Consider the following 24,809-nt stretch of genomic DNA (forward strand, 5'->3'; position numbering starts at 1 on the left):
TGTCCATGGGGGTGGGGCCAGCGAGGCGTGTGTGCGGCGACAACAGGCAGGGTGAGGCATCTCCATGGTTCGGTCGGTCGGGCAGTGGTATGACGACGCGCGCGCAGCGGTGTGCGCATGACCCGCCCAGCCAGAGTTCGGCCTACCCGAACCAGACGAGCCAGGGTCACCACGCTGCCGCAGCTGATGGCCACGGCTGTCGAGGCGAACCCGAACGGCATCGGTGTCGTCCTCGCCGACGCCACCGGCACGCTGGCGCAGCTGAGCTACGCCGACCTCGATGAGCGGTCCACCCGGCTGGCACGGCTGCTGATCGACCGTGGCGTCGGCCCCGAGGACCTGGTGGCCGTCGGCATCCCGCGCTCGATCGAGTCCGTGGTCGCCGTCTGGGCGGTGGCCAAGGCAGGCGCCGGTTTCGTGCCGGTGGATCCGAACTACCCGGCCGACCGGGTCGAGCACATGGTCGCCGACTCCGGCGCGGTCTGCGGACTGACCGTCGCCGAGGTGCGCGACGAACTGCCGGACCGGGTCGACTGGCTCGCCATCGACACCGCCGACTGCGCCAGGTGGCTAGAGCAGTTCCCCGCGGACCCGGTGACCTATGTCGACCGGGTACGCCCCCTACGCGCCGAGCATCCGGCCTACGTGATCTACACCTCGGGCTCCACCGGGACGCCCAAGGGTGTCGTCGTCACCCAGGCCGGCCTGTCCGGCTTCTGCGACGAGCAGCGCGAGCGCTACCAGGTGACGAGTGATTCGCGGACGCTGCATTTCGCGTCGCCGTCGTTCGACGCGTCGGTGCTCGAGCTGCTGCTCGCGATCGGCGGCGCGGCCACCATGGTCGTGGTGGCGCCGACCGTGTTCGGCGGCGAGGAACTCGCGGCGTTGATCGGCAGGGAACGCGTGACGCACGCGTTCATCACGCCCGCGGCGCTCGCTTCGGTGGATCCCGCCGGGCTGGACGAGCTGCGGGTGGTCGTCGCGGGTGGCGAGGCGTGCCCGCCGGAGTTGGTGCGGCGCTGGGTGGTACCGGTGTCCGGCAAGCGGGTCCGGGAGTTCTGCAACGGGTACGGGCCCACCGAGACCACGATCATGACGAACATCAGTGCGCCGCTGGCCCCGGACGCGCCGGTGACGATCGGCGGGCCGATCCGCGCGGTCACCGAGTACGTGCTGGACGAGCAGTTGGTGCCGGTCACCGGCGCGACGGTCGGCGAGCTGTACATCACCGGCGCGCAGCTGGCCAGGGGCTACCACGACCGGGCCGGGCTGACGGCGGCCCGCTTCATCGCGAATCCCTTCGACGCGAACGGCACTCGGCTGTACCGGACCGGCGACCTGGTCCGCTGGACTGCGGACGGCGAGCTGGAGTATCTGGGCCGCAACGACTTCCAGGTGAAGATTCGTGGCTTCCGCATCGAGCTCGGCGAGATCGACGCGGTGCTCGCCGCCCACGAGACGGTGGACTTCGCGGTCACCGTCGGCCATGAACTGGACAGCGGCGCCACGATTCTCGTCTCCTACGTGCACTCCGCGCCAGGAATGGCCGCCGACGCCGCCGAGCTGGCCGCCGTCGCCGAGCAGCGCCTGCCCGCGCACATGGTGCCGACGGTGGTCATGGTGATCGCCGCGATCCCGCTGACGCCGGTCGGCAAGCTCGACCGGGCCGCGCTGCCCGCACCACGCCTGCAGACCAAGGTATTCCGCGCACCGGTCGGCCCGCTGGAAGAGCTGGTCGCCGACGTCTTCGCCGAGTTGCTCGGGCCCGGCGCCCCGGTGGGCGCCGACGACCACTTCTTCGAACTCGGCGGCAATTCGCTGATCGCCACCCAGGCAGCGGCCCGGCTCGGCACCGCCCTGTCCGCTCGGGTGCCCGCGCGACTCATCTTCGAGACACCCACCGTCGCAGGCCTTGCCGAGCGGATGGAGTCGTTGAAGGGTGCGGGGGACCGGCGCGCGCTCGCGCCGATGGAACGGCCCGAACACATTCCACTGTCGCTGGCGCAGCAGCGGATGTGGTTCCTGAATCAGTTCGACACCGCGTCGGCGGCGAACAATATTCCGATCGCGGTCCGGCTGTCCGGCGCGCTGGACGTATCGGCGCTGCAAGCCGCGATCATGGATGTGATCGAACGGCACGAGACGCTGCGCACCGTGTATCCGGCCATCGATGGCACCGGCTACCAGGTGGTTCTCCCTGCGGCACAGGCCGTTCCGGACCTGGCGCCGAAGCCGCTCGCCGAGCACGAGCTGGCGGACTGGCTGCGCGGCCTCGCGCTGGCCGGGTTCGATGTGGCCGCCGAGGTGCCGCTGCGCGTCGCACTGGCCGAACTGTCGCCCAGCGAACACGTGGTCGTCGTGGTCGTGCACCACATCGCCGCCGACGGCGCCTCGGTCGCCCCGTTCCTGCGGGACCTGCTCGGCGCCTTCCTGTCTCGGCGTAACGGCGCACCGCCCGCATTGCCGCCGCTGCCGGTGCAGTACGCCGACTACACGCTGTGGCAGCGGGAGGTGCTCGGCGACGAGAACGATCCGGACTCGGTGGCCGCCGCGCAGATCGCCTACTGGCGCGCGGCGCTGGCCGGCATCCCGGATCGACTGGACCTGCCCGCTGACCGGCCCCGCCCGGCCATCGCCTCGAATGCCGGAGCTGAGTACACCTTCGAGGTGTCCGCCGAGGTGCATCGCGGGCTCACCGAGCTGGCCCAGCGGGCGGGCGCTTCGGAATTCATGGTGGTGCACGCCGCGTTCGCCGCACTGCTCGCCCGGCTCACCGGCACCGACGACATCGTCATCGGCACCCCGGTCGCAGGCCGTGGCGAGCGCGAGCTCGACGGGCTCATCGGCATGTTCGTGAACACCCTGGTGTTGCGCACGCCGATCGCTCCCGGCGCCTCGTTCGCGGAGTTGCTCGCCGCGACCAAAGAGACGGACCTGGCCGCGTTCTCGCATGCGGAGCTACCCTTCGAGCGGCTGGTCGAGGTGCTCGATCCGGTGCGCTCGCAGGCCCACCACCCGCTGTTCCAGGTGGCGCTGTTCTTCCAGAACATGAGCAAGGCGCACGTCGAGTTGCCCGGCTTGTCCGCGCACGCGGTCGAATTCGACGGCGCGGTGGCCAAGTTCGACCTGCAGCTGACCGTGGTGCCCAAGACCGAGGACGGGTTCTCGGCGCAGTTCACCTATGCCACGGATCTGTTCGACGAGACGACCGTCGCGGAGTTCGCGCAACGCTTCGAGCGCCTGCTCGCGGCCGTTGGCACCGATCCGGATCGCGCGGTCGGGGAGATCGATCTGCTGGAGCCGGATGAGCTGGCGCGGATTCTCGTCGGCTGGAACGAGACTCGGCACGCGGTCGCGCCCGAACTTCTGCTCGACGGATACCGGCGGACGGCAGCGGCATATCCCGACGCTGTCGCGCTGGCCTACGAGGGCACCGAGCTCGCCCACCCGTCGCCCGGCCAACACCCCTCATCGAGTCGCTCCGCGACGCTGACGTACGCGGAGTTCGACAAGCGGGTCAATCAGCTTGCCCGGCTGCTGATTTCGCAGGGCGTCGGTGCGGAGTCGCTGGTAGGACTGGCGATTCGGAGGTCCCTCGACCTCGTTGTCGGCATGTACGCGATCGTGACCGCGGGCGGCGCGTATGTGCCGCTGGATCCGGATCACCCGGCCGAGCGGATCGCGCACATCCTCGATACGGCGCAACCCGCCTGCGTGGTGACCACGTCGAAGGACGCGGTCGAGGTGCCCGCCGGCACGACGGTGCTGACCCTGGATACGGTCGATACCAACGCCTTCGACAGCGCACCGGTCCGCGACGACGAATTGGTGCGCAAGGTGCTGCCGCAGCATCCCGCGTATGTCATCTTCACCTCGGGCTCGACGGGACGCCCCAAGGGCGTTGCGGTCTCGCACGCGGCGATCAACAACCAGATCGAGTGGATGCTGGCGGAGTACCCGCTCGGCGCCGATGATGTCTACCTGCAGAAGACCGCGACGACCTTCGACGTGTCGCTGTGGGGCTTCTTCATGCCGCTGCGTGTCGGCGCGAAGCTGGTCGTGGCTACCCACGACGGGCATCGTGACCCCGTGTATGTCGCGGAAACCATTGCCGCGCAACGGGTCACCGTCACCGACTTCGTGCCGTCGATGCTGACCGTGTTCGCCGCGCACACGGCGGCGGGTGCCTGCCCGACCCTGCGGGACGTCTTCGTGATCGGCGAGGCCTTGCCGCCGGAGACCGTCGCCGCGTTCGCCGCGGTGTCGGACGCGCGGGTGCACAACCTCTACGGCCCGACCGAGGCCGCGGTATCGGTGACCTACTGGCCCGCCGACGGGTCGGATACCCGCTCGGTGCCGATCGGCTTGCCGCAGTGGAACACTCGGGTGTACGTGCTCGACGGGCGACTACGCCCGGTCCCGGCCGGGGTGCCCGGCGAGCTCTACCTGTCCGGTGATCAGCTGGCCCGCGGCTACGTCCGGCGCGCCGATCTGACCTCGGATCGGTTCGTGGCCGACCCGTTCGGCTTCGGCGAGCGCATGTACCGCACCGGCGACCTGGTGGTGTGGCGCGACCGCACCGCCGGTCGGTCCCATCGGCTGGAATACCTCGGCCGCACCGACTTCCAGGTCAAGTTCCGCGGCCAGCGCATCGAGCTCGGCGAGATCGAGACCGCGCTGCTGGCCCAGCCTTCGGTGAACCAGGCGGTGGCGCTGGTCAGCCGGTCCACGCTGGGCGATCAGCTGGTGGCCTACGTCGTCGCCGTGCCGGGACAGCGGGTCGAGCAGGCCGAACTGCTCGCCGCGATCGGGGAAACGCTGCCCGCCTACATGATTCCGACCGCCATAGTCGCCTTGGATGCCTTCCCGCTGAACCCGAGCGGAAAGCTGGATCGTAAGGCGCTGCCCGAGCCGACCTTCACCGCGCGCGAATTCCGGGCGCCGGCAACGCCGGTCGAGGAGATCGTCGCCGAGGTCTTCGGCGAGGTGCTCGGCCTCGACCGGGTCGGCGCCGACGACGACTTCTTCGCCCTCGGCGGCAACTCGCTGATCGCCACCCAGCTGGTGGCCCGGCTGGGTGCCGCGGTCGACGCCAGGGTCCCGGTGCGGACGCTGTTCGAGACGCCGACGGTGCAGTCGCTGGCCGCCGCCATCGACTCGCAGACGCACGGCGCGCGCGGCGTGCCGCTGGGCAGCATCGCCCGCCCCGACCAGTTGCCGTTGTCGCTCGCGCAGCGGCGGATGTGGTTCCTCAATCGGTTCAACCAGTCCGACGGCGACGCGGCGGTGGGATCGGCGGCCTACAACCTGCCGTTCGCCTTGCGGCTCACCGGTGCGCTGGACGTCGCGGCCCTCGGCGCGGCCCTCGACGACGTGGTGAGCAGGCACGAAGTGCTGCGCACCGTGTACCCGGAGAACGCGGACGGCCCGATCCAGGTGGTGCTGCCCGCGAGCCGGGTGAAGCTGGACGTCACCGCGCATCCCGTCGCCGCGGCCGAGGTGCCCGGCGAGGTGTATGCCCTCGCGTCGACACCGTTCGACGTGACCGACGAGGTGCCGGTGCGTGTGCGCCTGCTCCAGATCACCGACGGCACCGCGGAATCCGATCACGTCCTCGCGGTGGTGGTGCATCACATCGCGGCGGACGCATCCTCGATGGGCCCGCTGGTGCGCGACGTGATGGTCGCCTACGCCGCACGGACCGCGGGCGAGGCGCCCGGGTGGAATCCGTTGCCGGTGCAGTACGCCGACTACGCGTTGTGGCAGCGGGCGGTGCTCGGCGCCGAGGCCGACCCGGAATCGATTGCCGCGCAGCAGATCCTGTTCTGGCGCAAGCAGCTCGCGGGGTTGCCCGACCTGCTGGAGTTGCCGACGGATCGGCCGCGGCCTGCCATCGCGTCGATGGCCGGTGCCCGGGTGGACGTGCAGATCGATGCCGCCACCCATGCCGGTCTCGTGGAACTTGCTCGCGCGCATGGTGCGACTTTGTTCATGGTCGTGCACACCGCACTGGCGGTGCTACTCGCCCGGTTGTCCGGTTCCGGCGACATCGCGATCGGCACCCCGGTGGCCGGCCGCGGCGAGCGGGAACTCGACGACCTGATCGGCATGTTCGTCAACACCGTGGTCTTCCGGGCCACGGTAGACGGCGGCGCGGCGTTCACCGATGTGCTTGCCAGGCAGCGTGATACCGACCTGCAGGCGTTCGCGCACGCGGACATCCCGTTCGAGCGGCTGGTCGAGGTGCTCAACCCGCCCCGCTCGACCGCCCATCACCCGCTGTTCCAGGTGGGCCTGTCGTTCCAGAACATCGCGCGCACCGCGCTGGAGCTACCCGGCCTGGCCGTGACCGGCGTCGACGCGAATCTCGATGTGTCGCAGTTCGATCTGCACCTGATCGTGGGCGACAGCTACGACGAGTCCGGCACGCCCACCGGCCTGGGTGGGTTCTTCACCTATGCCACCGATCTTTTCGACGCCGCGACGGTGCAGGGCTTCGCCGAGCGGCTCGCGCGCATCCTCGCCGCCGTCGTAGCCGACGCCACGATCCCCGTCGGCGACATCGACCTGCTCGCCGCCGCCGAACGCGACGCGGTTCTGTCCCACTGGAACGACACCGCGCACCAGGTCGACGCGGCCGTGACGCTGCCGTGGTTCCTGCAGCGCGCGGTGCTGGCGGCGGCGCCCGAGGCCGTCGCCGTAGTGGCCGACCTGCCCGACGGCGCCCGGCACGAGCTGACCTACGTCGAGCTGGACACCAGGGTGAATCGCCTTGCCCGCTACCTGATCTCGATCGGGGTAGGGCCGGAATCGCGGGTGGCGCTCGCCTTCCGCCGTTCGGTGGACCTGGTCGTCGCCATGTACGCGGTCGCCAAAGCCGGTGGCGCGTATGTGCCGGTCGACCCGGATCAGGCCGCCGAGCGCACGGGTTACATCCTGGAGACCGCGGCACCAGTGTGCGTGCTCACCAACGCGGACGCCGACTTCGACACCGAGGTCGCGCCCGTGGTGCCCATCGATGAGCTCGTGCTGAGCTCTTTCCCCAGCGGACCGCTGGCCGACACCGAACGCCGCGCGCCGCTGCGGCCCGCGAACACCGCTTACGTGATCTTCACGTCGGGCTCGACCGGTCGCCCGAAGGGTGTTGCCGTCTCGCACGCCGCGATCGCCAACCAGTTGCAGTGGAAGACGGCCGAATTCGGTCTGTCGGAGCGCGACGCCGTGCTGCTGAAGACGGCGGCGACCTTCGATCTCTCGGTCTGGGAATTCTGGTCGGCGGTGGCCTGCGCGGGCAAGCTGGTGATCGCCGCGCCGGACGGGCACCGCGATCCGGCCTACCTCAACGAGCTGATCACCCGGGAAGCGGTGACGACGCTGCATGTCGTCCCGTCCATGCTGGACGCGCTGCTGGTGCACACCGGCACCGAGTCCGCGCCGGCACCGTCGCCGTTGCGGCGCGTGCTCGCCATCGGCGAGGCGCTGCCCGCCGCGCTGGCGCAGCGGTTCCTGGCTACGCGGCCGGAGGCGGACCTGTTCAACCTGTACGGCCCCACCGAGGCCGCGGTGTCGGTCACCCAGCATCGGGTGGCCGAGGCCGACCACGGCTCCGTGCCGATCGGTGCGCCCGAGTGGAACAGCCAGGTCTACGTGCTGGATTCGCGACTTCGCCCGGTGCCCGTCGGCGTGTTCGGTGAGCTGTACCTGTCGGGCGCTCAGCTGGCCCGCGGCTACTTCGGCCGGGCCGATCTGACCGCGGATCGGTTCGTGGCCAATCCATTCCAGCCCGGCGAGCGCATGTACCGCACCGGTGACCTGGTGGCCTGGAACCGCGACGGCGAGCTGAACTACCAGGGCCGCACCGACTTCCAGGTGAAGATCCGTGGTTTCCGCATCGAGTTGGGCGAGATCGAGGCCGCGCTGCTGGCGTTGCCGGAGGTCGCGCAGGCCGCGGTGGTCGCCAAGTCCGATCCCAAGACCGGTGATCGTCTGGTCGCCTACTTGGTCGGCCGGGCCGAGCCGGTCGCTCCGGCCGGGCCCGCCGGCTCGTTCGCCGTCCAGGCCGCCGCCTTCGCCGCCCAAGCCGCCGACGGCGAGGCGTCCGAGGACGCCGGTCTCGATGTGGCGCAGGTGAAGTCGGTGCTGGGCGAGGCGTTGCCGTCGTACATGGTGCCGTCGGCGTTCGTGGTGCTGGATGCGTTGCCGCTCAATGTGAACGGCAAGTTGGATCGGAAGGCGTTGCCGGAGCCGGAGTTCGAGGCTCAGGTGTTCCGTGCTCCGTCGACGCCGATCGAGGAGATCGTGGCGTCGGTGTATGCCGAGGTGCTCGGTGTCGAGCGGGTCGGGGCCGATGACGACTTCTTCGCCCTCGGCGGTAATTCCCTGCTGGCCACTCAGGTCGCGGCGCGCATCGGGGCCGCGCTGGATGCCCGCGTCCCCGTGCGCGCCTTGTTCGAGGCCGCCACCGTGGCCGGACTCGCGATCAAGGTCGAGCACACGACGGCCGAGACCACCCGCACTCCGCTGGTCGCCCAGCCGCGCCCCGAGCACATTCCGCTGTCCTCCGCCCAGCAGCGGATGTGGTTCCTGAACCAGTTCGACACCTCCGCCGCCGTCTACAACATCCCGGCCGCCATCCGGCTGTCCGGCGACCTGAATGTCGACGCGTTGCAGCAGGCCGTCGCCGACCTTGTCGCGCGCCACGAGATCATGCGCACCGTCTATCCGGAGACGATGGACGGCCCCGAGCAGCGCGTCCTCGCGCCGCACGAGGTCTCGGTGGATCTGGCCCCCGCGCAGATCGGCGAGGAGCGCGTGGCGCACGAGGTGCAGCGCATCGTCGCCGCCGGTTTCGACGTCACCATGGAGGTGCCGTTCCGCGCCAGGCTGTTCCAGCTCGCGGCCACCGAGTACGTCCTGGTGTTCGTCGCGCACCACATCAGCGCGGACGGCTGGTCGATGGGTCCGCTGACCCGAGATCTGATGCTGGCCTACGCCGCCCGCAGCGGTGGCGAGGCACCCTCCTGGGCGCCGCTGCCGATCCAGTACGCCGACTACGCGCTCTGGCAGCGCAGCGTGCTCGGCAGCGACGACGACCCCGAGTCCCTCGCGGGCGCCCAACTCGCCTACTGGACAACCGAACTCGCCGATCTGCCGGGCGAGTTGAACCTGCCGACCGATCGACCGCGGCCCGCAGCACAGAGTTTCGCGGGCGGCAAAACCGATTTCGTCGTCGACGCCGATGTGCACGCCGCGCTGGTCGGGTTGGCCAAGCAGCACAACGCGACGCTGTTCATGGTCGTGCACACCGCGCTCGCGGTGTTCCTGGCGCGGATGTCCGGCACCGAGGACGTCGCCATCGGCACCCCGATCGCGGGCCGCGGCGAGCCCGAACTCGACGATCTCATCGGCATGTTCGTCAACACGCTGGTGCTGCGCACCCGGGTCGCGGCCGATCTCGGCTTCACCGAGTTGCTCGGGGCCAACCGGGAGACCGACCTGCGTGCCTTCGCCAACTCCGACACCCCGTTCGAGCGGCTGGTCGAGGTGCTCGATCCGGAGCGGTCCGCGGGTCGCCACCCGCTGTTCCAGGTGGCGCTGTCCTTCGAGAACCTCGCCGCCACCAGCTTCGAGCTGCCCGGCCTGAGTTTCGCCGCGCTGGACCCGGCCGCGGACACCGCCAAGTTCGATCTGCTGCTGACCGTGCGCGAACAGCGCACCGAGGCGGGCGCCGAAGCCGGCCTGGCCGCCGAATTCACCTATGCCCGTGACCTGTTCGACGAACACACGGTCGCCGAGTTCGGTCGCCGCTTCCGCGGCATCCTCGCCGCCGTCGCGCAGGATCCGGCCACCGCCGTCGGCGACCTGGAGATCCTGGACGAGTCGGAGCGGGCCGAGCTGGTGACCCGCTCGGGCGGCGACGCCGTGGCGCCGCGCAGCCTGCCGGAACTGATGGCCTCGGCGGTCACCAGGAATCCCACCGGCGCCGCCCTGGTCGTCGGTGGCCGGTCCTTCAGCTACGTCGAACTCGACGCCGCCTCTTCGCAATTGGCGCGCACACTCATCGATCGCGGCGCCGGCCCGGATGTGCTGGTCGCGCTGGCGGTCCGGCGCTCGGTCGAATCCCTGCTCGCGCTGTGGGCGATCGCCAAGACCGGGGCGGCGATCGTGCCGATCGACCCGACCTACCCGCCCGAGCGCATCGCGCACATGGTGGCCGATTCCGGTGCGGCACTGGGCGTGACGCTCACCGCCGAGCTCGGCGCGCTGCCAACCATGGCGGGTGGACGTCCCTGGTTCGTGCTCGACGATCGCGATTTCACCTTCGACGTCGCGTCCCGCTCGGACCGCCCGATCAGCCTCACCGAACGGCACGGCCCCATCCGGAGCAGCAACGCCGCGTACGTGATCTACACCTCGGGCTCCACCGGTTTGCCCAAGGGCGTGGTGGTCACGCACGCGGGCCTGGCCAACTTCAGCGCCGAACAGGTGGAGCGGTACGGACTCGACCAGTCGACCCGCGCACTGGCTTTCGCCTCGCCGTCGTTCGACGCCTCGATGCTGGAGCTGCTGCTCGCGCTCGGTTCGGCGGGCGCACTGGTGGTCGCGCCGCCGCTGACCTTCGGCGGTGGCGAACTGGCCGACCTCATCCGGGCCGAAGGGGTGACGCACGCCTTCCTCACGCCCTCGGTGCTCGCCTCGCTCGACCCGGACGCGCTCGCGGGCATGCAGGCGATCGTGGCGGGCGGCGAAGCGGTGCCCGCCGACCTGGTCGCCAGGTGGGCGGGCGCCGAGAACCGGCGGTTCTACAACGGTTACGGCCCCACCGAGACCACGATCATGACCAACATCAGCGACCCGCTGCGACCGGGGGAGCCGGTCACCATCGGCGGTCCCATCCGTGGCATGCGGTCGCTGGTCCTGGACCGCAGGCTGCGCCCGGTGCCCGAAGGTGTTGCGGGCGAACTGTATCTGGGCGGTATCCAGCTGGCGCGTGGTTACCACGCCAAGCCGGGGCTGACCGCGAGCCGGTTCGTCGCGGACCCGTACGGCGCGCCCGGCGAGCGGCTGTACCGCACCGGCGATGTGGTGCGCTGGGCCCGTTCCGGTGGCGAGCCGGTGGTGGAGTATGTGGGCCGCAACGACTTCCAGGTGAAGGTGCGCGGCTTCCGGATCGAGCTCGGCGAGATCGACGCCGCGCTCACCGCGCAGCCCGGCGTCGAGTTCGCGGTGACCCTCGGCCGGGAATCCGGTTCGGGCGCGACGATGCTGGTGTCCTATGTGCTGCCCGCCACGGGCGTCACGCTCGATGTCGCGGACCTGACCGAAGAACTCGGCGCCGTCCTGCCGGAGTACATGGTGCCCACCGCCATCGTCGTGCTGGACGAGATCCCGCTGACGCCGGTCGGCAAGCTGGATCGGCGCGCACTGCCCGAACCCGCACTCGAGACCACCGCGTACCGCGCTCCGCAGACCCACGCCGAACTGACCATCGCCGAGGTGATCGGCGAGGTGCTCGGCATCGACCGGGTGGGCCTCGACGACGACTTCTTCGCCCTCGGCGGCGACAGCATCGTCTCCATCCAGGTGGTGTCGCGATCGCGCGGCCGCGGCGTGACCTTCGCCCCGCGTGACGTTTTCGAGCTGCGCACCGTCGCGGCGCTGGCCAAGGCCGCCACGGTCGAGGACGGGCCGGGCGACGAGTCCGGCGATCTGCCGTTGACGCCGCACGCGGCCCGGCTGCTCGACACCGGCGTCGAGGTACGCGCCATCGCGCTCGACGTGCCGGAGAGCTGCGCCGTCGAAGCCGTGCACACCGCGGTCGGCAAGGTGCTCGATCAGCATCCGATGCTGTGGGTGCGGCTGGACCGTTCGGGCGACACCCCGGTGCTGCGGATTCCGCCCGCCGACGAACGCACCGGCGAGGCGTTCCGCAGGCTCGACGCGCAGCACGGCGAAACCACACTGCCCATCGACGATGTAGTGCAGGCCGCGGCCGCGGCGCTCGATCCCGAACAAGGCCGCAATATCCACTTCGTGCTGACCGGTGGCCCCGAAGGCCGGTCCACGCTGATCGTCGTCGCCAATGGCCTTGTCGTGGACGACATCTCGTGGCGGACCATGGTCGATCAGCTCACCGCGGCCTGGAGCCGCGGCAGGCACGCCGCGCCCGCGGCGCCGGAATCCGGTCTGGGCGTGCTCATCCGCGCGCTCTCGACCAAGGCGCACGATCTGCGCACCGTCGGCGAGCTGGGCTGGTGGGAGCGGATTCTGACGACCGTCCCCGAGGGGAACGTTGCTGACGGGCGTGACCTGCGGGTGCGCAGCCGGGTCTCGCTGGCCATCACCGCGGAGGGTGCCGCCGCGGTGGTCGCCGCGGCGACGGCCTACCACGCCACCGTGGACGACGTCCTGCTGACCGCGGTCGCGCTGGCGCTGCAGACCTCGGCGGGCGAATCCGTCACCCGGGCACTCGGTTCGGTGATCCGGCTGTCCGCCGACGAGCGGTCCGCGACCGATGCCGACGAGAGCATGGTCGGCGGCTTCACCACCGAGTACCCGCTTCCGTTGCGGCTCACCAGGATCGACGCCGACGACGCGCTCGTCGGCGGTCCGGCCGCCGGGGCCGCGCTGGCGCAGATCAAGGAGCTGCGCCGCTCGGTGCCCTCGCAGGGTGTCGGTTACGGGCTGCTGCGCTACCTCAACGCGGACACCGCCGCCGAACTGAGCGAGCTCGGCCGTGGCCGATTCGCGGTGCGCTACCGGGATCTGCGCCCGGCCAGGGTGCACACCGACACCCCGGCCGACGACCTGCTGCTCGACCTCACCGTCGACGCCGCCGACGACGGCCTGGTGGCCCGGTTCGACTACGCCGCCTCGGTATTCGCCGCGGACGAGGTGAAAACCTTTGCCGAGCACTGGATCTACGCGCTGGGCGGGCTGGCCGAGCACGGGCTGCGGGCGGACGGGGTCACCTACACGCCGTCGGACTTCACGCTGGTTCGGCTGAAGCAGCCCACCATCGACCGGCTCGCCGCCGCCTACCCGACCCTCACCGACGTCTGGCCGGTGACGCCGCTGCAGTCGGGCATGCTGTTCCACGCCTTGCTCGCCGAGTCCTCGGTCGACGTCTACACCACCCAGTTCGTCCTCGACCTGGGCGGCACGGTGGACACCGGACGGATGCACGCCGCCGCGCAGGCCGTGCTGGACCGGCACGACAACCTGCGCGTCGCCTTCGCCGAGGACGACGCGGGCAATCCACTGCAGGTCGTGCAGGATTCGCTCGAAGTGCCGTGGCGCTACATCGATCTCGGTCAGCTCGCCCCCGAGGCCGCTGCCGAAGAACTGGCCGGGATCAAGGCGGCCGACCTGGCCGATCACTTCGATATGCGCACCGCGCCGCTGCTACGGTTCGCGCTGATCCGTTCCGCGGCAGCGGATCCCGCGACCGCGGACGGCCCCGCCACCGGCACGTACCACCTGCTGGTGACCAGCCATCACATCCTGATCGACGGCTGGTCGATGCCGCTGCTGATGAAGGACCTGCTGACGCTCTACGCGCTCGGCGGCAACTCCCGGCACCTGCCCAAGGTGCCGTCCTACCGGGGCTACCTGGCCTGGCTGGTCGCGCAGAAGGCCGACGCCGCGCGCGAAGCCTGGCGGGCCGCGCTGAGCGGGATCACCGAGCCGACGCCGCTGGCGCCGGTCGATCCGGGCCGCGAAATCTCGGCCGGGGTAGGCGAAGTCGGCTTCGAGTTGGCGCAGTCCGACACCACCGCGCTCACCCGGCTCGCCTCGGGTCTCGGCGTCACGGTGAACACGGTCGTGCAGGCGGCGTGGGGTCTGCTGATCGGGCGCAGCGTCGATCGCGACGATGTGGTCTTCGGCGCCACCGTCTCCGGCAGGCCGCCGCAGCTGGACGGCGTCGAGAGCATGGTCGGGCTGTTCCTCAACGCGATCCCGGTGCGGGTGCGCCTCGGCGCCACCGACACCCTGGGCGGGCTGCTGCGCCAGCTGCAAGCCGAACAGGCCGGGCTGCTGGACCACCACTACCTCGGGCTGAGCGATATTCAGGAAACCGTCGGCGTGGAAGGGCTTTTCGACTCCCTGGTGGTGTTCGAATCGTTCCCCGTCGACCGGGACGGCTTGGACAAGGCCAGCGCCATCGACGGCATGAGCGTCACCAGCGTCGGCGCGGTCAACGGCACGCACTACCCGCTCACCGTGATGGTGGTGCTGGACAGTCAGCTGCGGGTCTCGGTGAAGTACCTGCGCGACCTGTTCGACGAGACGGCGGCACAGGCGCTCGCGCAACGGCTTTCGGCGCTGATCCGCCGCTTCGTGACCAACCCGCAGGCGCGCGTCGCCGACATCGACGTGCTGCTGGACAGCGAGCGGGCCGAGCTGGCCGCCCGCAACGCCACCGAGGTGCCGGAGCTGCTGGACGACGCGACGCTGCTGTCGCTGTTCGACGCTCAGGTGACCCGCACGCCGGACGCGGTCGCGGTGCGCTACGGCGACGTCACGCTCAGCTATGCCGAGCTCGACCTGCGCTCCCGCGCGCTGGCCGCGGAGATCGCCCGGTGGGGCGTCGGGCCGGAATCGCTGGTGGGCGTGGCCATGCGGCGCGGTGTCGAGCTGGTCGTCGCCATCTACGCCGTGCTGCGGGCGGGCGCGGGCTACCTGCCGATCGACCCGGATCACCCGGCCGAGCGCAATGAATACGTGCTGGCCAGTGCCGCCCCATCCTGCGTGCTGACCACCGGCGATGCCTTCGTGACCGACACCGATATCGCGGTCGTCGCGGTGGATACCCTCTACCTGCCGCTGGATTCGGTCGCGCGCACGGACATCGGGGTGCACCCGGACAACGTCGCCTACGTCATCTACACCTCCGGCTCCACCGGCCGCCCCAAGGGCGTGGTGATCACGCACCGGCAGATGGTCAACCAGTTCCGCTGGGCACAGCGGGCTTACCCGCACGACACCGGCGACGTGGTGCTGCACAAGACGCCGATCACCTTCGACATCTCCACCTGGGAGCTGTTCTGGCCCTTGCAAACCGGTGCCTCGATCGTGGTCGCCGAGCCCGACGGCCACCGCGATCCGGTGTATCTGGCGAAGGTCATCGCCGAGAACGCGGTCAGCACGGTGCATTTCGTGCCGTCCATGCTGGATGCCTTCCTCGTGCCGGATTCGGCGGCGGACTACCCGAGCCTGCGCCGGGTGTTCGCCGCGGGTGAGGCGCTGTCCGCGGAGACCGCGACGACCTTCGCCGACACCATTCCGGACACCCGGCTGGTGAACTGGTACGGGCCGGCCGAGGCGACCGTGGTGACCGACTACCCGGTGGAAGGCACTGCTGGACTGGCGGTTCCGATCGGGACGCCGGTGGCCAACACTCAGGTCTACGTGCTCGACCGGCAGCTGCGCCCGGTGCCGCCCGGCGCCGCCGGCGAGCTGTACATCGCGGGCGTACAGCTGGCCCGCGGCTACCTCGGTGCTCCTGCCCTCACCGCGGAGCGTTTCGTCGCGCACGAGGGCGGTACGCGCCTGTATCGCACCGGTGACATCGTCCGCTGGCGCGACAGCGCGCTGGAGTACCTGGGGCGCAGCGACTTCCAGGTCAAGCTGCGCGGTCAGCGCGTCGAACTCGGCGAGATCGAGACCGTGCTGCTCGGCCACGAATCGGTGCGCCACGCCGCCGTTTCCCTCGTCGGCGGCCCATCGGGTGATCGGCTGGTCGCCTACCTGGTCGCCATGCCGGGGGAGACCGTCGACCAGACCGCGGTGCTGTTGCACGCGCGCGGCGCGCTGCCGTCGTACATGGTGCCGTCGGCGTTCGTCGTGCTGGATGCTCTGCCGCTCAACGCCAGTGGAAAGCTCGACCGTAAGGCGCTGCCGGTCCCCGAACTCGCCGCCCGCCCGTATCGGCCGCCGACGACCCCGCTGGAGCGGACCATCGTCGAGGTGTTCGCCGAGATCCTCGGCGTCGAACGGGTCGGCCTGGACGACGACTTCTTCGATCTCGGCGGCAATTCACTGGTCGCCACCCGCGCGGTCAGCCGGCTGCGCACGCTCACCGGCGCCGAGGTCCGGGTGCAGTGGTTCTTCACCGATTCCACCCCCGGCGCGTTGGCCACCCGCATCCTCGCGGCGCTGGCCGGGGACCACGACTACGACCTGGACTCGAACGCGGCGCTCGGTGTGCTGCTGCCGATCCGCACCAGGGTGCCGCACGACACGGCGGCCGCCGAGCCGCTGTTCTGTATCCACCCGATGTACGGATTGTCCTGGTGCTACGCGGGTCTGGCCCGCTACGTGCCCGCCAGCAGGCCGATCTTCGGTCTGCAGTCGCCCGCGCTGACCGAAGACGGCTATCTGCCCGCGTCGCTGGCCGAGATGGCGAGCCGGTACGTCGCGGAGATCCGCGCCGTTCAGCCTGCCGGGCCGTACCGGCTGCTCGGCTGGTCGCTCGGCGGTGTGCTCGCGCACGCCGTCGCGACCGAACTGCAAGCCGCAGGCGAACAGGTCGCGCTGCTGGCCATGCTGGACAGCCATCCCGACATCGATGTCACCGACTTCCGGGCCGCGATCCGGGAGGCGTTGAGCGAGCTCGGTATCGGCGCCGACGCGCTGCTGCCCACCGAGGGCGATATCCACGACCTCAGCGACGAGGCGCTCGCCGCGCTGCACGCCACCATCCCGCCGGACATGGCCGTGCTCACGCCGGAGCGGGTGCGCCGGATCTACCGCAGCGCGGTGCGGTCGGCCGAGCTCATCGCCGAGCATCGCCCCGAGGTGTTCCGCGGCAGGCTCGACTACTACAGCGCGGCCGGGCACGAGACCGCGGCAGCCAACTGGCAACCGTTCGTCGACGGCCGTGTCGAAGATCACCCGGTCGGCGTCGCACACGATCAGATGACCACGCCGGAGGCGCTGGCCGAGATCGGTCCGGGCCTATCCGAGCTGCTCGACCCGCGGGCGCACTAGGTATGTGCGAAGGTGGGTCGGACGCGCAGGAACAGGGGTAGTTCAGGCATGATGGGGCAACCCTGCGGTAACGATCACCTCTTTTGCCGCGACTACATAAGCCGTATGGTCTGCCGTGGTGTGTCCAGGGCATCCACCGCAGGCGCGTGGGGAATGCAGATGGAATCTCGAGACGAAGCGAAGGTGCGAAATTGATACGTCGACAGACCCGGCGCAGCGGCCTACGTGCCGCCGCGGCGATCGCGGCCACGGCGGTCCTTGCGGGAGTGATGACCGGTCTCGGCGTGACCACCGCGTCGGCAGCCGACCCGATCATCGAGGGTAAGAGTCTGCTCGCCAACCCGACCGCCCCGGACGGATCACGTATCACCAAGGCCGAGTACAAGGATGCGCGCAACATCCGGCTGTACGTGTACTCGGCGGCGATGGACCAGAAGGTCATCATCGACGTCCAGCGCCCGGCCGACGCCTCGGTGCCGCGCCCGACCCTCTACCTGCTCAACGGCGCGGGCGGCGGCCAGGACGACGCCTCCTGGCAGGCGAAGACCGATGCGCTGCAGTTCCTTTCGGACAAGAACGTCAACGTGGTGCAGCCGATCGGTGGCAAGTGGAGCTACTACACCGACTGGATCAAGGACGACCCGGCGCTCGGGCGCAACAAGTGGAAGACCTTCTTCACCGAGGAGCTGCCGCCGCTGATCGACGGCGCGCTCGGTACCAACGGCGTGAACGCGATCTCGGGCCTGTCCACCTCGGGCACCACCGTGCTCGCGCTGCCGATCGCCAAGCCGGGCCTGTACAAGGCGGCCGCGGCCTACAGCGGTTGCGCGCAGACCAGTGACCCGGTCGGCTCGGAGTTCGTCAAGCTGACCGTCGAGACCTGGGGTGGCGGCAACACCGACAACATGTGGGGCCCGCAGGGTTCGGCGGAGTGGGTGGCCAACGATCCGTACGTGCACGCCGAGGGCCTGCGCGGACTGGACCTCTACATCTCCACCGGCAACGGCCTGCCCGGCCAGTACGACACCCTCGACGGCAAGTACGCGCTGCCCGGCGCCTACGGTCTGGCGAACCAGATCATCATCGGCGGCGTGATCGAGGCGGGCACCAACTTCTGCACGAACAACCTCAAGGGGAAGCTGGATTCGCTCGGCATCCCGGCGACCTACAACTTCCGCAACAGCGGCACCCACTCGTGGGGCTACTGGCGCGACGAGTTCCAGCTGTCGTGGCCGGTGCTGGCCCGCGGCCTGGGCATCTGAGGCTTCAGCTTCACCAACTGAATACGGACTGACCGCCTGGTTATACCTTCGGGTATGACCAGGCGGTCGGCTTTTAGGGTAGGGCTAACCAAAAAGTTTGGGAACCCGTAAAATCTTGTTCCGTGAGTGCAACGACGGTCGAGTCCGCTAAGTCTGTGTCCCAGCGGGCCCGTGCGGCCAGCCTCCTGCTCGGGCCGGCTTTCGTGGCGGCGATCGCCTATGTGGACCCCGGCAATGTGGCGTCGAATATCAGCGCCGGCGCGCAGTTCGGCTATCTTCTCGTGTGGGTCATCGTGATGGCCAACGTGATGGCCGGTCTCGTCCAATTCCTCTCCGCCAAGCTGGGATTGGTGACCGGCATGTCGCTGCCGGAAGCGGTGCGGGAACGGTCGGGCAAGTGGACCAGGCTCGGCTACTGGGGGCAGGCCGAGACCGTCGCGATGGCCACCGACCTCGCCGAGGTGGTCGGCGGCGCGATCGCACTCAACCTGTTGTTCCAGTTGCCGCTGCTGGTCGGCGGCGTGATCACCGGTGTGGTGTCGATGGGTCTGCTGCTGGTGCAGGACCGCCGCGGCCAGCGGCCGTTCGAGCGGGTGATTACCGGGCTGCTCGCGGTCATCGCCATCGGCTTCCTGGCCAGTGTGTTCATCTCACCGCCCTCGGTCGGCGGCACCCTCGGCGGACTGGTGCCCAGGTTCCAGGGCGCCGAGAGCGTGCTGCTCGCCGCGGCCATGATCGGCGCGACGGTCATGCCGCACGCGGTGTACCTGCATTCCGGCCTGGCCAGGGACCGGCACGGACACCCGGCGCCCGGCCCGCTGCGGGTGCGGCTGCTCAAGATCACGAAGGTGGACGTCGCGCTGGCCATGGTGCTGGCGGGCACGGTGAACCTGGCCATGCTGCTGATGGCGGCGAATACGTTGCGCGACCGGGAAATCGAGACGCTGCAGGACGCGCACACCGCCGTCGGCGACGCGCTCGGACCGGTCGCGGCGCTGCTGCTGGCCATCGGCCTGCTCGCCTCCGGCCTGGCCTCGACCTCGGTCGGCGCCTACGCGGGCGCGATGATCATGCAGGGCCTGCTGCGCAAGCAGATCCCGCTGATGGTGCGCCGCCTGGTCACCCTGATCCCGGCCCTGGTGATCCTGGCCGTCGGCATCGATCCCACTCGGGCGCTGATCATTTCCCAGGTGGTGTTGTCCTTCGGCATCCCGTTCGCGCTGATTCCGCTGGTGCGCTTCACCAGCGATCGAGTCCTGATGGGCAACGACGTCAACCATCGGGTCACCACCGCACTGGCCTGGCTGATCGCCGCCATCATCTCGGCGCTCAATGTCGCGCTGATCTATCTGACCCTCACCGGCGCCTGAAAGCCGCACGGCCGCCGGGTCATTCGGCGTCGAGCGTCAGACCCAGTTCTCGATCCAGTACTTCCAGATCAGCGGCGCGTAACCGGCCAGCGGCGGCACCTTGATGTCGGTGCCCGCGAGGGCGGCGGTGGTGTTGCGGCAGTCGAACCAGCAGCTGAACTCGCTGTGCTCCAACACATCCTGCGGAACGCCGACGCGGGGGAGCACCCAGCTCGCGCCCGGCACCTGCAACACCATGTCCAGCGCGCGCTTGGGCATCACCTCGACCAGGTGCGGCGCGCCCGCCTCGTCGGCGAACAGGTTCAATGCCTCGGCCACGCTCTGTCTGCGCGGATCGACCAGGTGATAGGTCGTCGCGTCCGAGCCCGGTTGGTGCGCAATGTGGTCCAGCGCCCGCGCCACGAAATCGACCGGGACCATGTTGGTTTCGCCGAGCTTGGGTACCAGAACCGGCAGGATGCGCGGCAACTGCGCACCCATGCGCAGCAGCCGGAAAAAGTAGTAGGGGCCGTCGATCCGGTCGATCTCACCGGTCCGGGAGTGGCCGATCACGATCGAGGGCCGGTAGATCCGCCAGGGCAGCGCGGCCGCGCGCACGATCCGCTCGGCCTCGAACTTGGCCCGCTGCGTCGGCGTGGTCAACACCTGACCCACGTCGAACATGTCCTCGGTGAACAGGCCCTCGGCCGAACCGGCCACCTCCACCGTCGAGACATGATGGAGCAGACCGGCTTTCAAGCTTTCCGCGACATCGACCACGTGCCGGGTGCCGTCGGCCCGCTCCGCCAGGTCGTAGCTGGACGCCAGGTGGAAGACATGGTCGATCGCGCCGCGATGCGCGGCCAGCCACGTCGGGTCGATACCCAGCCCGGGCGCACCGAGGTCGCCGGGCACCGGTAGCACCCGATCCGCACCATCCCATTCGCGGGCACAGCAGGCGAACCGGTCGGCGGACTCGGCGCCCGGCCGTACCAGCACGTGGATGACACCCTCGCGTTTCAGCAGCTCGGGGATGAGGAACCGACCGATGAACCCAGTTGCCCCGGTAACCAGGTAGCCCATGAGGCAAGAGCCTAGCTCTGTCCGCCTCTCCGGGACTTCAGGCCGGACACGTGCGCGTTGGATGTCGCGTCGGCGACCGGCGGTTGGGTGTGGGTTGGGTTGGCCGGTGCCCGGGGAGTTACCCGTGTGCTTGCGAAATCAGTTGCTCTGGAGGGGATCCGATGTTCGTACGTCCGGTGCTCGGTGGGGGAGTGCGAAGTGGGGTGGGTCAGTCGGTGAAGACCGCTTTGCGCTTGGTGAGCATGGCGGTGGCGCCCTCGATGAAGTCGGGGGAGGTCAATAGTTCGGTCTGGCCGGACTTTTCGGCTGCCAGGGCGGTGTCGAGGGAGGTCAGCGTCGCTTGGTTGAGGGCCTTCTTGGTGAGTTCGAGGGCGCGGCGGGGGCCTGCGGCGAGCTTGGCGGCGGCGGCTTCGACCTTCGCGTCGAGTTCGGCTTCGGGGACCACCGCAGTGAACAAGCCTGCCTGCTTCGCGGCGGTGGCGGGCAGGCGTTCGCCGAGCAGCGCCATCTCCGCGGCGAGCGGGCGGCCCGCCGCTGCGGCGATCATGGCGGCCGCGCCGCCGTCGGGCATCAGGCCGATGTTGATGAAGGCCAGCAGGAGGTAGGCGTCCTCGCTGGCGTAGACCAGATCGGCGGCCAACGCGATGGCCACGCCGACACCCGCCGCCGAGCCCTTGACGCGGACGATCACGGGGACCGGGGCGTCGACGATGGCCTTCACCAAACGGTTCGCGGCATCCATGGTCATGTCGGGGGTGATGCCGCGCTGGGCCTCGCGCGCGGTGGCCGAGAGGTCGGCGCCGGTGCAGAAATCGCCGCCCTCGCCGGTCAGCACGATCACCCGCACCGAGCGGTCCGCAGCGGCCGCCACGAAGGTGTCCCCGAGCGCGACCATGGTGTCGTAGTCGACGGCGTTCTTGCGCTTCGGGTTGGTGATCGTCACCCGCAGCACCTTGCCGTCGTGCACCGCCGAAAAGCCCGTTGCCGGCGCGGAGGACGCGACTGATGCCGCAGAATCGGTGTTGTTCATGTCTGCTCCTACGCTGGAACTCAGCGGTTACCCTGCCATGAATACTGGTTAACTTTGCGAATTGTGGTTAACTTAGGTTCCATTGTCGGGCGCTGTCAACCAGCGGCGCCGCCGGAGAACGGAGAGGTGCATGGTCGCGGATCGCAGCGAGGTCGGCCTCGCTTCCGCGCGGCCGGATGCCGACGTGCCGGCATCGCGCAGCGATTCCGTGGGCGGCGGTGGCCGGGAGACGGGCGGGACGACATCGCGCACCGATCCGGCAGGTGGCGGCGGTCGTACCGCGGCGAGCCCGGTGCGCCGCAGGCCCAAGGATCGCAAGGTACAGATCATCCGAGCAGCCGCGCGCGCGTTCAGCGATCGCGGGTACTACCCGGTCGGCGTGGACGAGATCGCCGCCGAAGTGGGGATCTCCGGGCCCGCGCTGTACCGGCATTTCACGAACAAGTACGCCTTGCTCGTCGCGGCCGCCGAAGAGGGCGCGCGCCACCTGCTGAACGTGGCCCGCGCCGCGGACGACACGGAACTGGCGCCGGAGCAACGGCTGGACGCACTGATCCGGGCGATCAGCGAACACACCATCGAGATCCGCCGCGAGGCCGGGCTGTACCGCTGGGAGCGGCGCTACCTGGAACGCGAAGATCGAGTCCGGATCCGGCAGATCTACGACGACTTGAACGGCACGCTCGCCGAGCCCATCGCACTGCTGCGCCCGGCGGCGCCGCCCGCGGATGTCGCCATGCTGGCGGCCGCGGTGCTCAGCGCGATCGCCAGCATCTCCGCGCACCGCAGTGCGCTCTCCGGTGCCAGGCTGCTGCCGCTGTTGCACGACATGTCGTGGGCGATCCTGCGCGCCGAGTTGCCGCCCGCCCCGCCGGAACCGGATCCCGGACCCGTCACGCGGGGCCTGCCGGTGTCCTCGAAGCGCGAACAACTGCTCACCGAGGCGATCCGGATCTTCGGCAGGCAGGGCTATCACGAGGCCAGCATCGAGGAGATCGGCGCGGCCGTCGGCATCAACGCCTCCAGCGTGTACCGCTACTTCGCCAGCAAGTCCGACCTGCTCGCCGCCGCGTTCTACCGGACCGGCGATCGGGTCGCCCTCGCGATCACCGAGGCGCTGGCCGAGGCCACCAGTCGCGAGGACGCGGTACGCCGGATCGCCGAGCGGCAGGCCCGCCTGACCTTCGCGATGCCGGAGATCATGCCGGTCTACTACGCCGAATTCAGCAATCTGCCGCAAGCTGAGCAGCACAAGCTGCGCGCCATTCAACGCCAGAACGTGCTGGAATGGGCCAACCTGCTCGACGGTGACCCGGTCGAGGCTCGGTTCCGGGTGCACGCCGCCATCGGTCAGGTGATCGACGTAGGTCGTCTGCTCCGGTTCGACTCCCGCCCAGCGCAATTGGCTCGGGTCACCGCCTTGATGCAAGCCGTCCTGCTCGGTTCCAAGGCGTAAACGCAGACCTGCCGACGTCCCGCACATCGAGTCGCGGTGCGGAAAGTCAAGGACTGCGCGGCAATTCAGGCGCGGCGACCGTGTCGGATGCGGAAGATGGTCCTGGCCAAACGTAGATGGCGCGGATGGCGATCGAACGTCGACAGGTTCACCGGCGCCTGATAAAGCTTGCGGGCGATGGCCAAGGTGTGGCTGAACTCCCGCAGCCCCTGATCGCCGTGACTGTGCCCCTGCCCGTACTCGCCGACGCCGCCGAAGGGCAGCGCGGGGATGCCCGCGTAGGCGGTCGAGGAGTTGATGGTCACCACGCCGACGCGCAGGTGCTCGGCGAAGGCCTCGATCTCGTGCACGTCCCTGGTGAACACCGAGACCGCGACATCGTTGCCCACCGCGTTGATGCGCTGGGCGGCCTCGGCCATGCTGGTCACCTTGTTCACCACCAGCACCGGCCCGATGCCCTCGCCGGTGATCGCCAGGCTCTCCTCGGGCACCTCGGCGAGCACGACGGGTTCGATATACGGCTCGCGGATCGAATCCAGTCCGCCGACCACCGCGCGACCGCCGCGGGCGAGCGCGTCGCGAATCTGCTTGCGCACCACCTCGACCTGCGACTCCAGGATCATCGGACCGTAGGACGCGCGCTTGTCCGCGCCGGGCCGCAGCTTGGCCGCCTGCGCGACCACGAGTTCCAGGAACCGGTCGAAGACGGACTCCGCCACGTAGGCCCGCTGGATGCCGGTGGCGTTCTGCCCGGCATTGGCCATCGCGCCGAACACCGCGGCCTCGGCGGCGTCGTCGAGCTTGGCGTCGACGTGCACGATCATGCTGCCCTTGCCGGTGCGCTCCACGACCACCGGCGTCATCGTCTGGGTACACAGCGCGATCACCTCGCGCGCGCCGGACTCCGAACCGGCATAGGCGATCTTGTCCACCTTGGCCCGGCACAGCGCGGCGCCGGTCGCCTGATCGCCGGTAACCACTTGCAGCACCGGCTGATTCGGCGCCAGCCTGGTCCAGCTGTCGGCCAGCCAGACGCCGACGCCGGTGGTCAGCTCGTGCGGCTTGAACACCACGGTGTTGCCCGCGGCCATCGCGTAGGCGATCGACCCCATCGGGGTGAACACCGGGTTGTTCCACGGGCCCAGCACGCCGATCACGCCGAGCGGCAGGTAACCCACCGAGGCACGCTGATTGCGGGTCAGCCAGGTGGAGCCGAGCTTCTGCCTGCCGAGCGCGCGCGCCGCGTTCCGGGCCGCCCAGTCCAGGTTCTCCACCGCGAGCATCACCTCGATCGCCGCGTCCGCCTCCGGTTTCCCGGTCTCCTCGGACAGGATCTCGACCAATTCGCCTGCGCGGCGGGTGATGTCGCGCTTCCAGTCGAGCAGCAAGCGCTTGCGCCCACTGAATCCCAGTTCGGCCCACCATTTTTCGGCCGAACGGGCGCCGCGCACGGTGCGATTGATTTCACCGGCGCCCATGACGGCGTAGTTGCCGACGGTCTCGCCGGTGCGCGGGTCGTAGGACGTCAGCACGTTCGATCGGCCAGATCCTCCCGGCTGCGCCGCCACTCGTGGCTGCGCGGACTCGGCCATGATCACCTCTCGCAGTGTCGAAATCGGCGTGCGGGCCACCGGTGG

General features: G+C 69.8%; 7 protein-coding genes. 4 read left to right on the top strand and 3 right to left on the bottom strand.

What is annotated here, in order from left to right:
• Positions 1–111: 111 nt before the first annotated feature.
• The 3 genes from DMB37_RS24905 (at position 112) to DMB37_RS24915 (ending at position 19,624) form a co-directional block, all read left to right on the top strand.
• Positions 112–16,992 carry a non-ribosomal peptide synthase/polyketide synthase gene (locus tag DMB37_RS24905; RefSeq protein WP_370465199.1) on the top strand — a complete coding sequence of 5,627 codons (16,881 nt, stop codon included), beginning with the start codon at positions 112–114 and terminating at the stop codon, positions 16,990–16,992.
• A 269-nt stretch (positions 16,993–17,261) separates the two neighbouring features.
• Positions 17,262–18,254, top strand: a complete 993-nt coding sequence (locus DMB37_RS24910) for an alpha/beta hydrolase family protein (protein ID WP_135237813.1) — start codon at positions 17,262–17,264, stop codon at positions 18,252–18,254.
• Positions 18,255–18,376: 122 nt separating this feature from the next.
• Complete coding sequence (locus DMB37_RS24915; protein ID WP_135234751.1) at positions 18,377–19,624, top strand: Nramp family divalent metal transporter; 1,248 nt, start codon at positions 18,377–18,379, stop codon at positions 19,622–19,624.
• A 36-nt stretch (positions 19,625–19,660) separates the two neighbouring features.
• On the opposite strand, the gene DMB37_RS24920 is transcribed toward DMB37_RS24915, so the two are convergent.
• Positions 19,661–20,686, bottom strand: a complete 1,026-nt coding sequence (locus DMB37_RS24920; RefSeq protein WP_135234752.1) for an SDR family oxidoreductase — start codon at positions 20,684–20,686, stop codon at positions 19,661–19,663.
• 208 nt (positions 20,687–20,894) lie between these two features.
• A complete protein-coding gene (locus DMB37_RS24925; RefSeq protein ID WP_135234753.1) occupies positions 20,895–21,716 on the bottom strand; it encodes an enoyl-CoA hydratase-related protein in 822 nt (273 codons plus the stop codon).
• 130 nt (positions 21,717–21,846) lie between these two features.
• Between DMB37_RS24925 and DMB37_RS24930 the strand changes: the two genes are divergently transcribed.
• Positions 21,847–23,172 (top strand): TetR/AcrR family transcriptional regulator, encoded by a 1,326-nt coding sequence (locus DMB37_RS24930; protein ID WP_240771646.1) that lies wholly within the window; start codon positions 21,847–21,849, stop codon positions 23,170–23,172.
• Between the two features lie 65 nt (positions 23,173–23,237).
• Here the strand turns inward: DMB37_RS24930 and DMB37_RS24935 are convergent, their stop codons facing one another.
• Entirely contained in the window at positions 23,238–24,764 is a 1,527-nt protein-coding gene (locus tag DMB37_RS24935; protein WP_135234754.1) for an aldehyde dehydrogenase family protein, read from the bottom strand.
• Positions 24,765–24,809: the final 45 nt, after the last annotated feature.

Origin of the sequence: Nocardia sp. CS682, from assembly GCF_004634405.1 — a bacterium.
GTDB classification, from domain to species: domain Bacteria; phylum Actinomycetota; class Actinomycetes; order Mycobacteriales; family Mycobacteriaceae; genus Nocardia; species Nocardia ninae.

Bases quoted from the DNA above. Each gene is read 5' to 3' on its own strand.
- DMB37_RS24910 (WP_135237813.1), top strand. From the start codon at position 17,262: ATGACCGGTCTCGGCGTGACCACCGCGTCGGCAGCCGACCCGATCATC.
- DMB37_RS24920 (WP_135234752.1), bottom strand. From the start codon at position 20,686: ATGGGCTACCTGGTTACCGGGGCAACTGGGTTCATCGGTCGGTTCCTC.
- DMB37_RS24925 (WP_135234753.1), bottom strand. From the start codon at position 21,716: ATGAACAACACCGATTCTGCGGCATCAGTCGCGTCCTCCGCGCCGGCA.
- DMB37_RS24930 (WP_240771646.1), top strand. From the start codon at position 21,847: ATGGTCGCGGATCGCAGCGAGGTCGGCCTCGCTTCCGCGCGGCCGGAT.
- DMB37_RS24935 (WP_135234754.1), bottom strand. From the start codon at position 24,764: ATGGCCGAGTCCGCGCAGCCACGAGTGGCGGCGCAGCCGGGAGGATCT.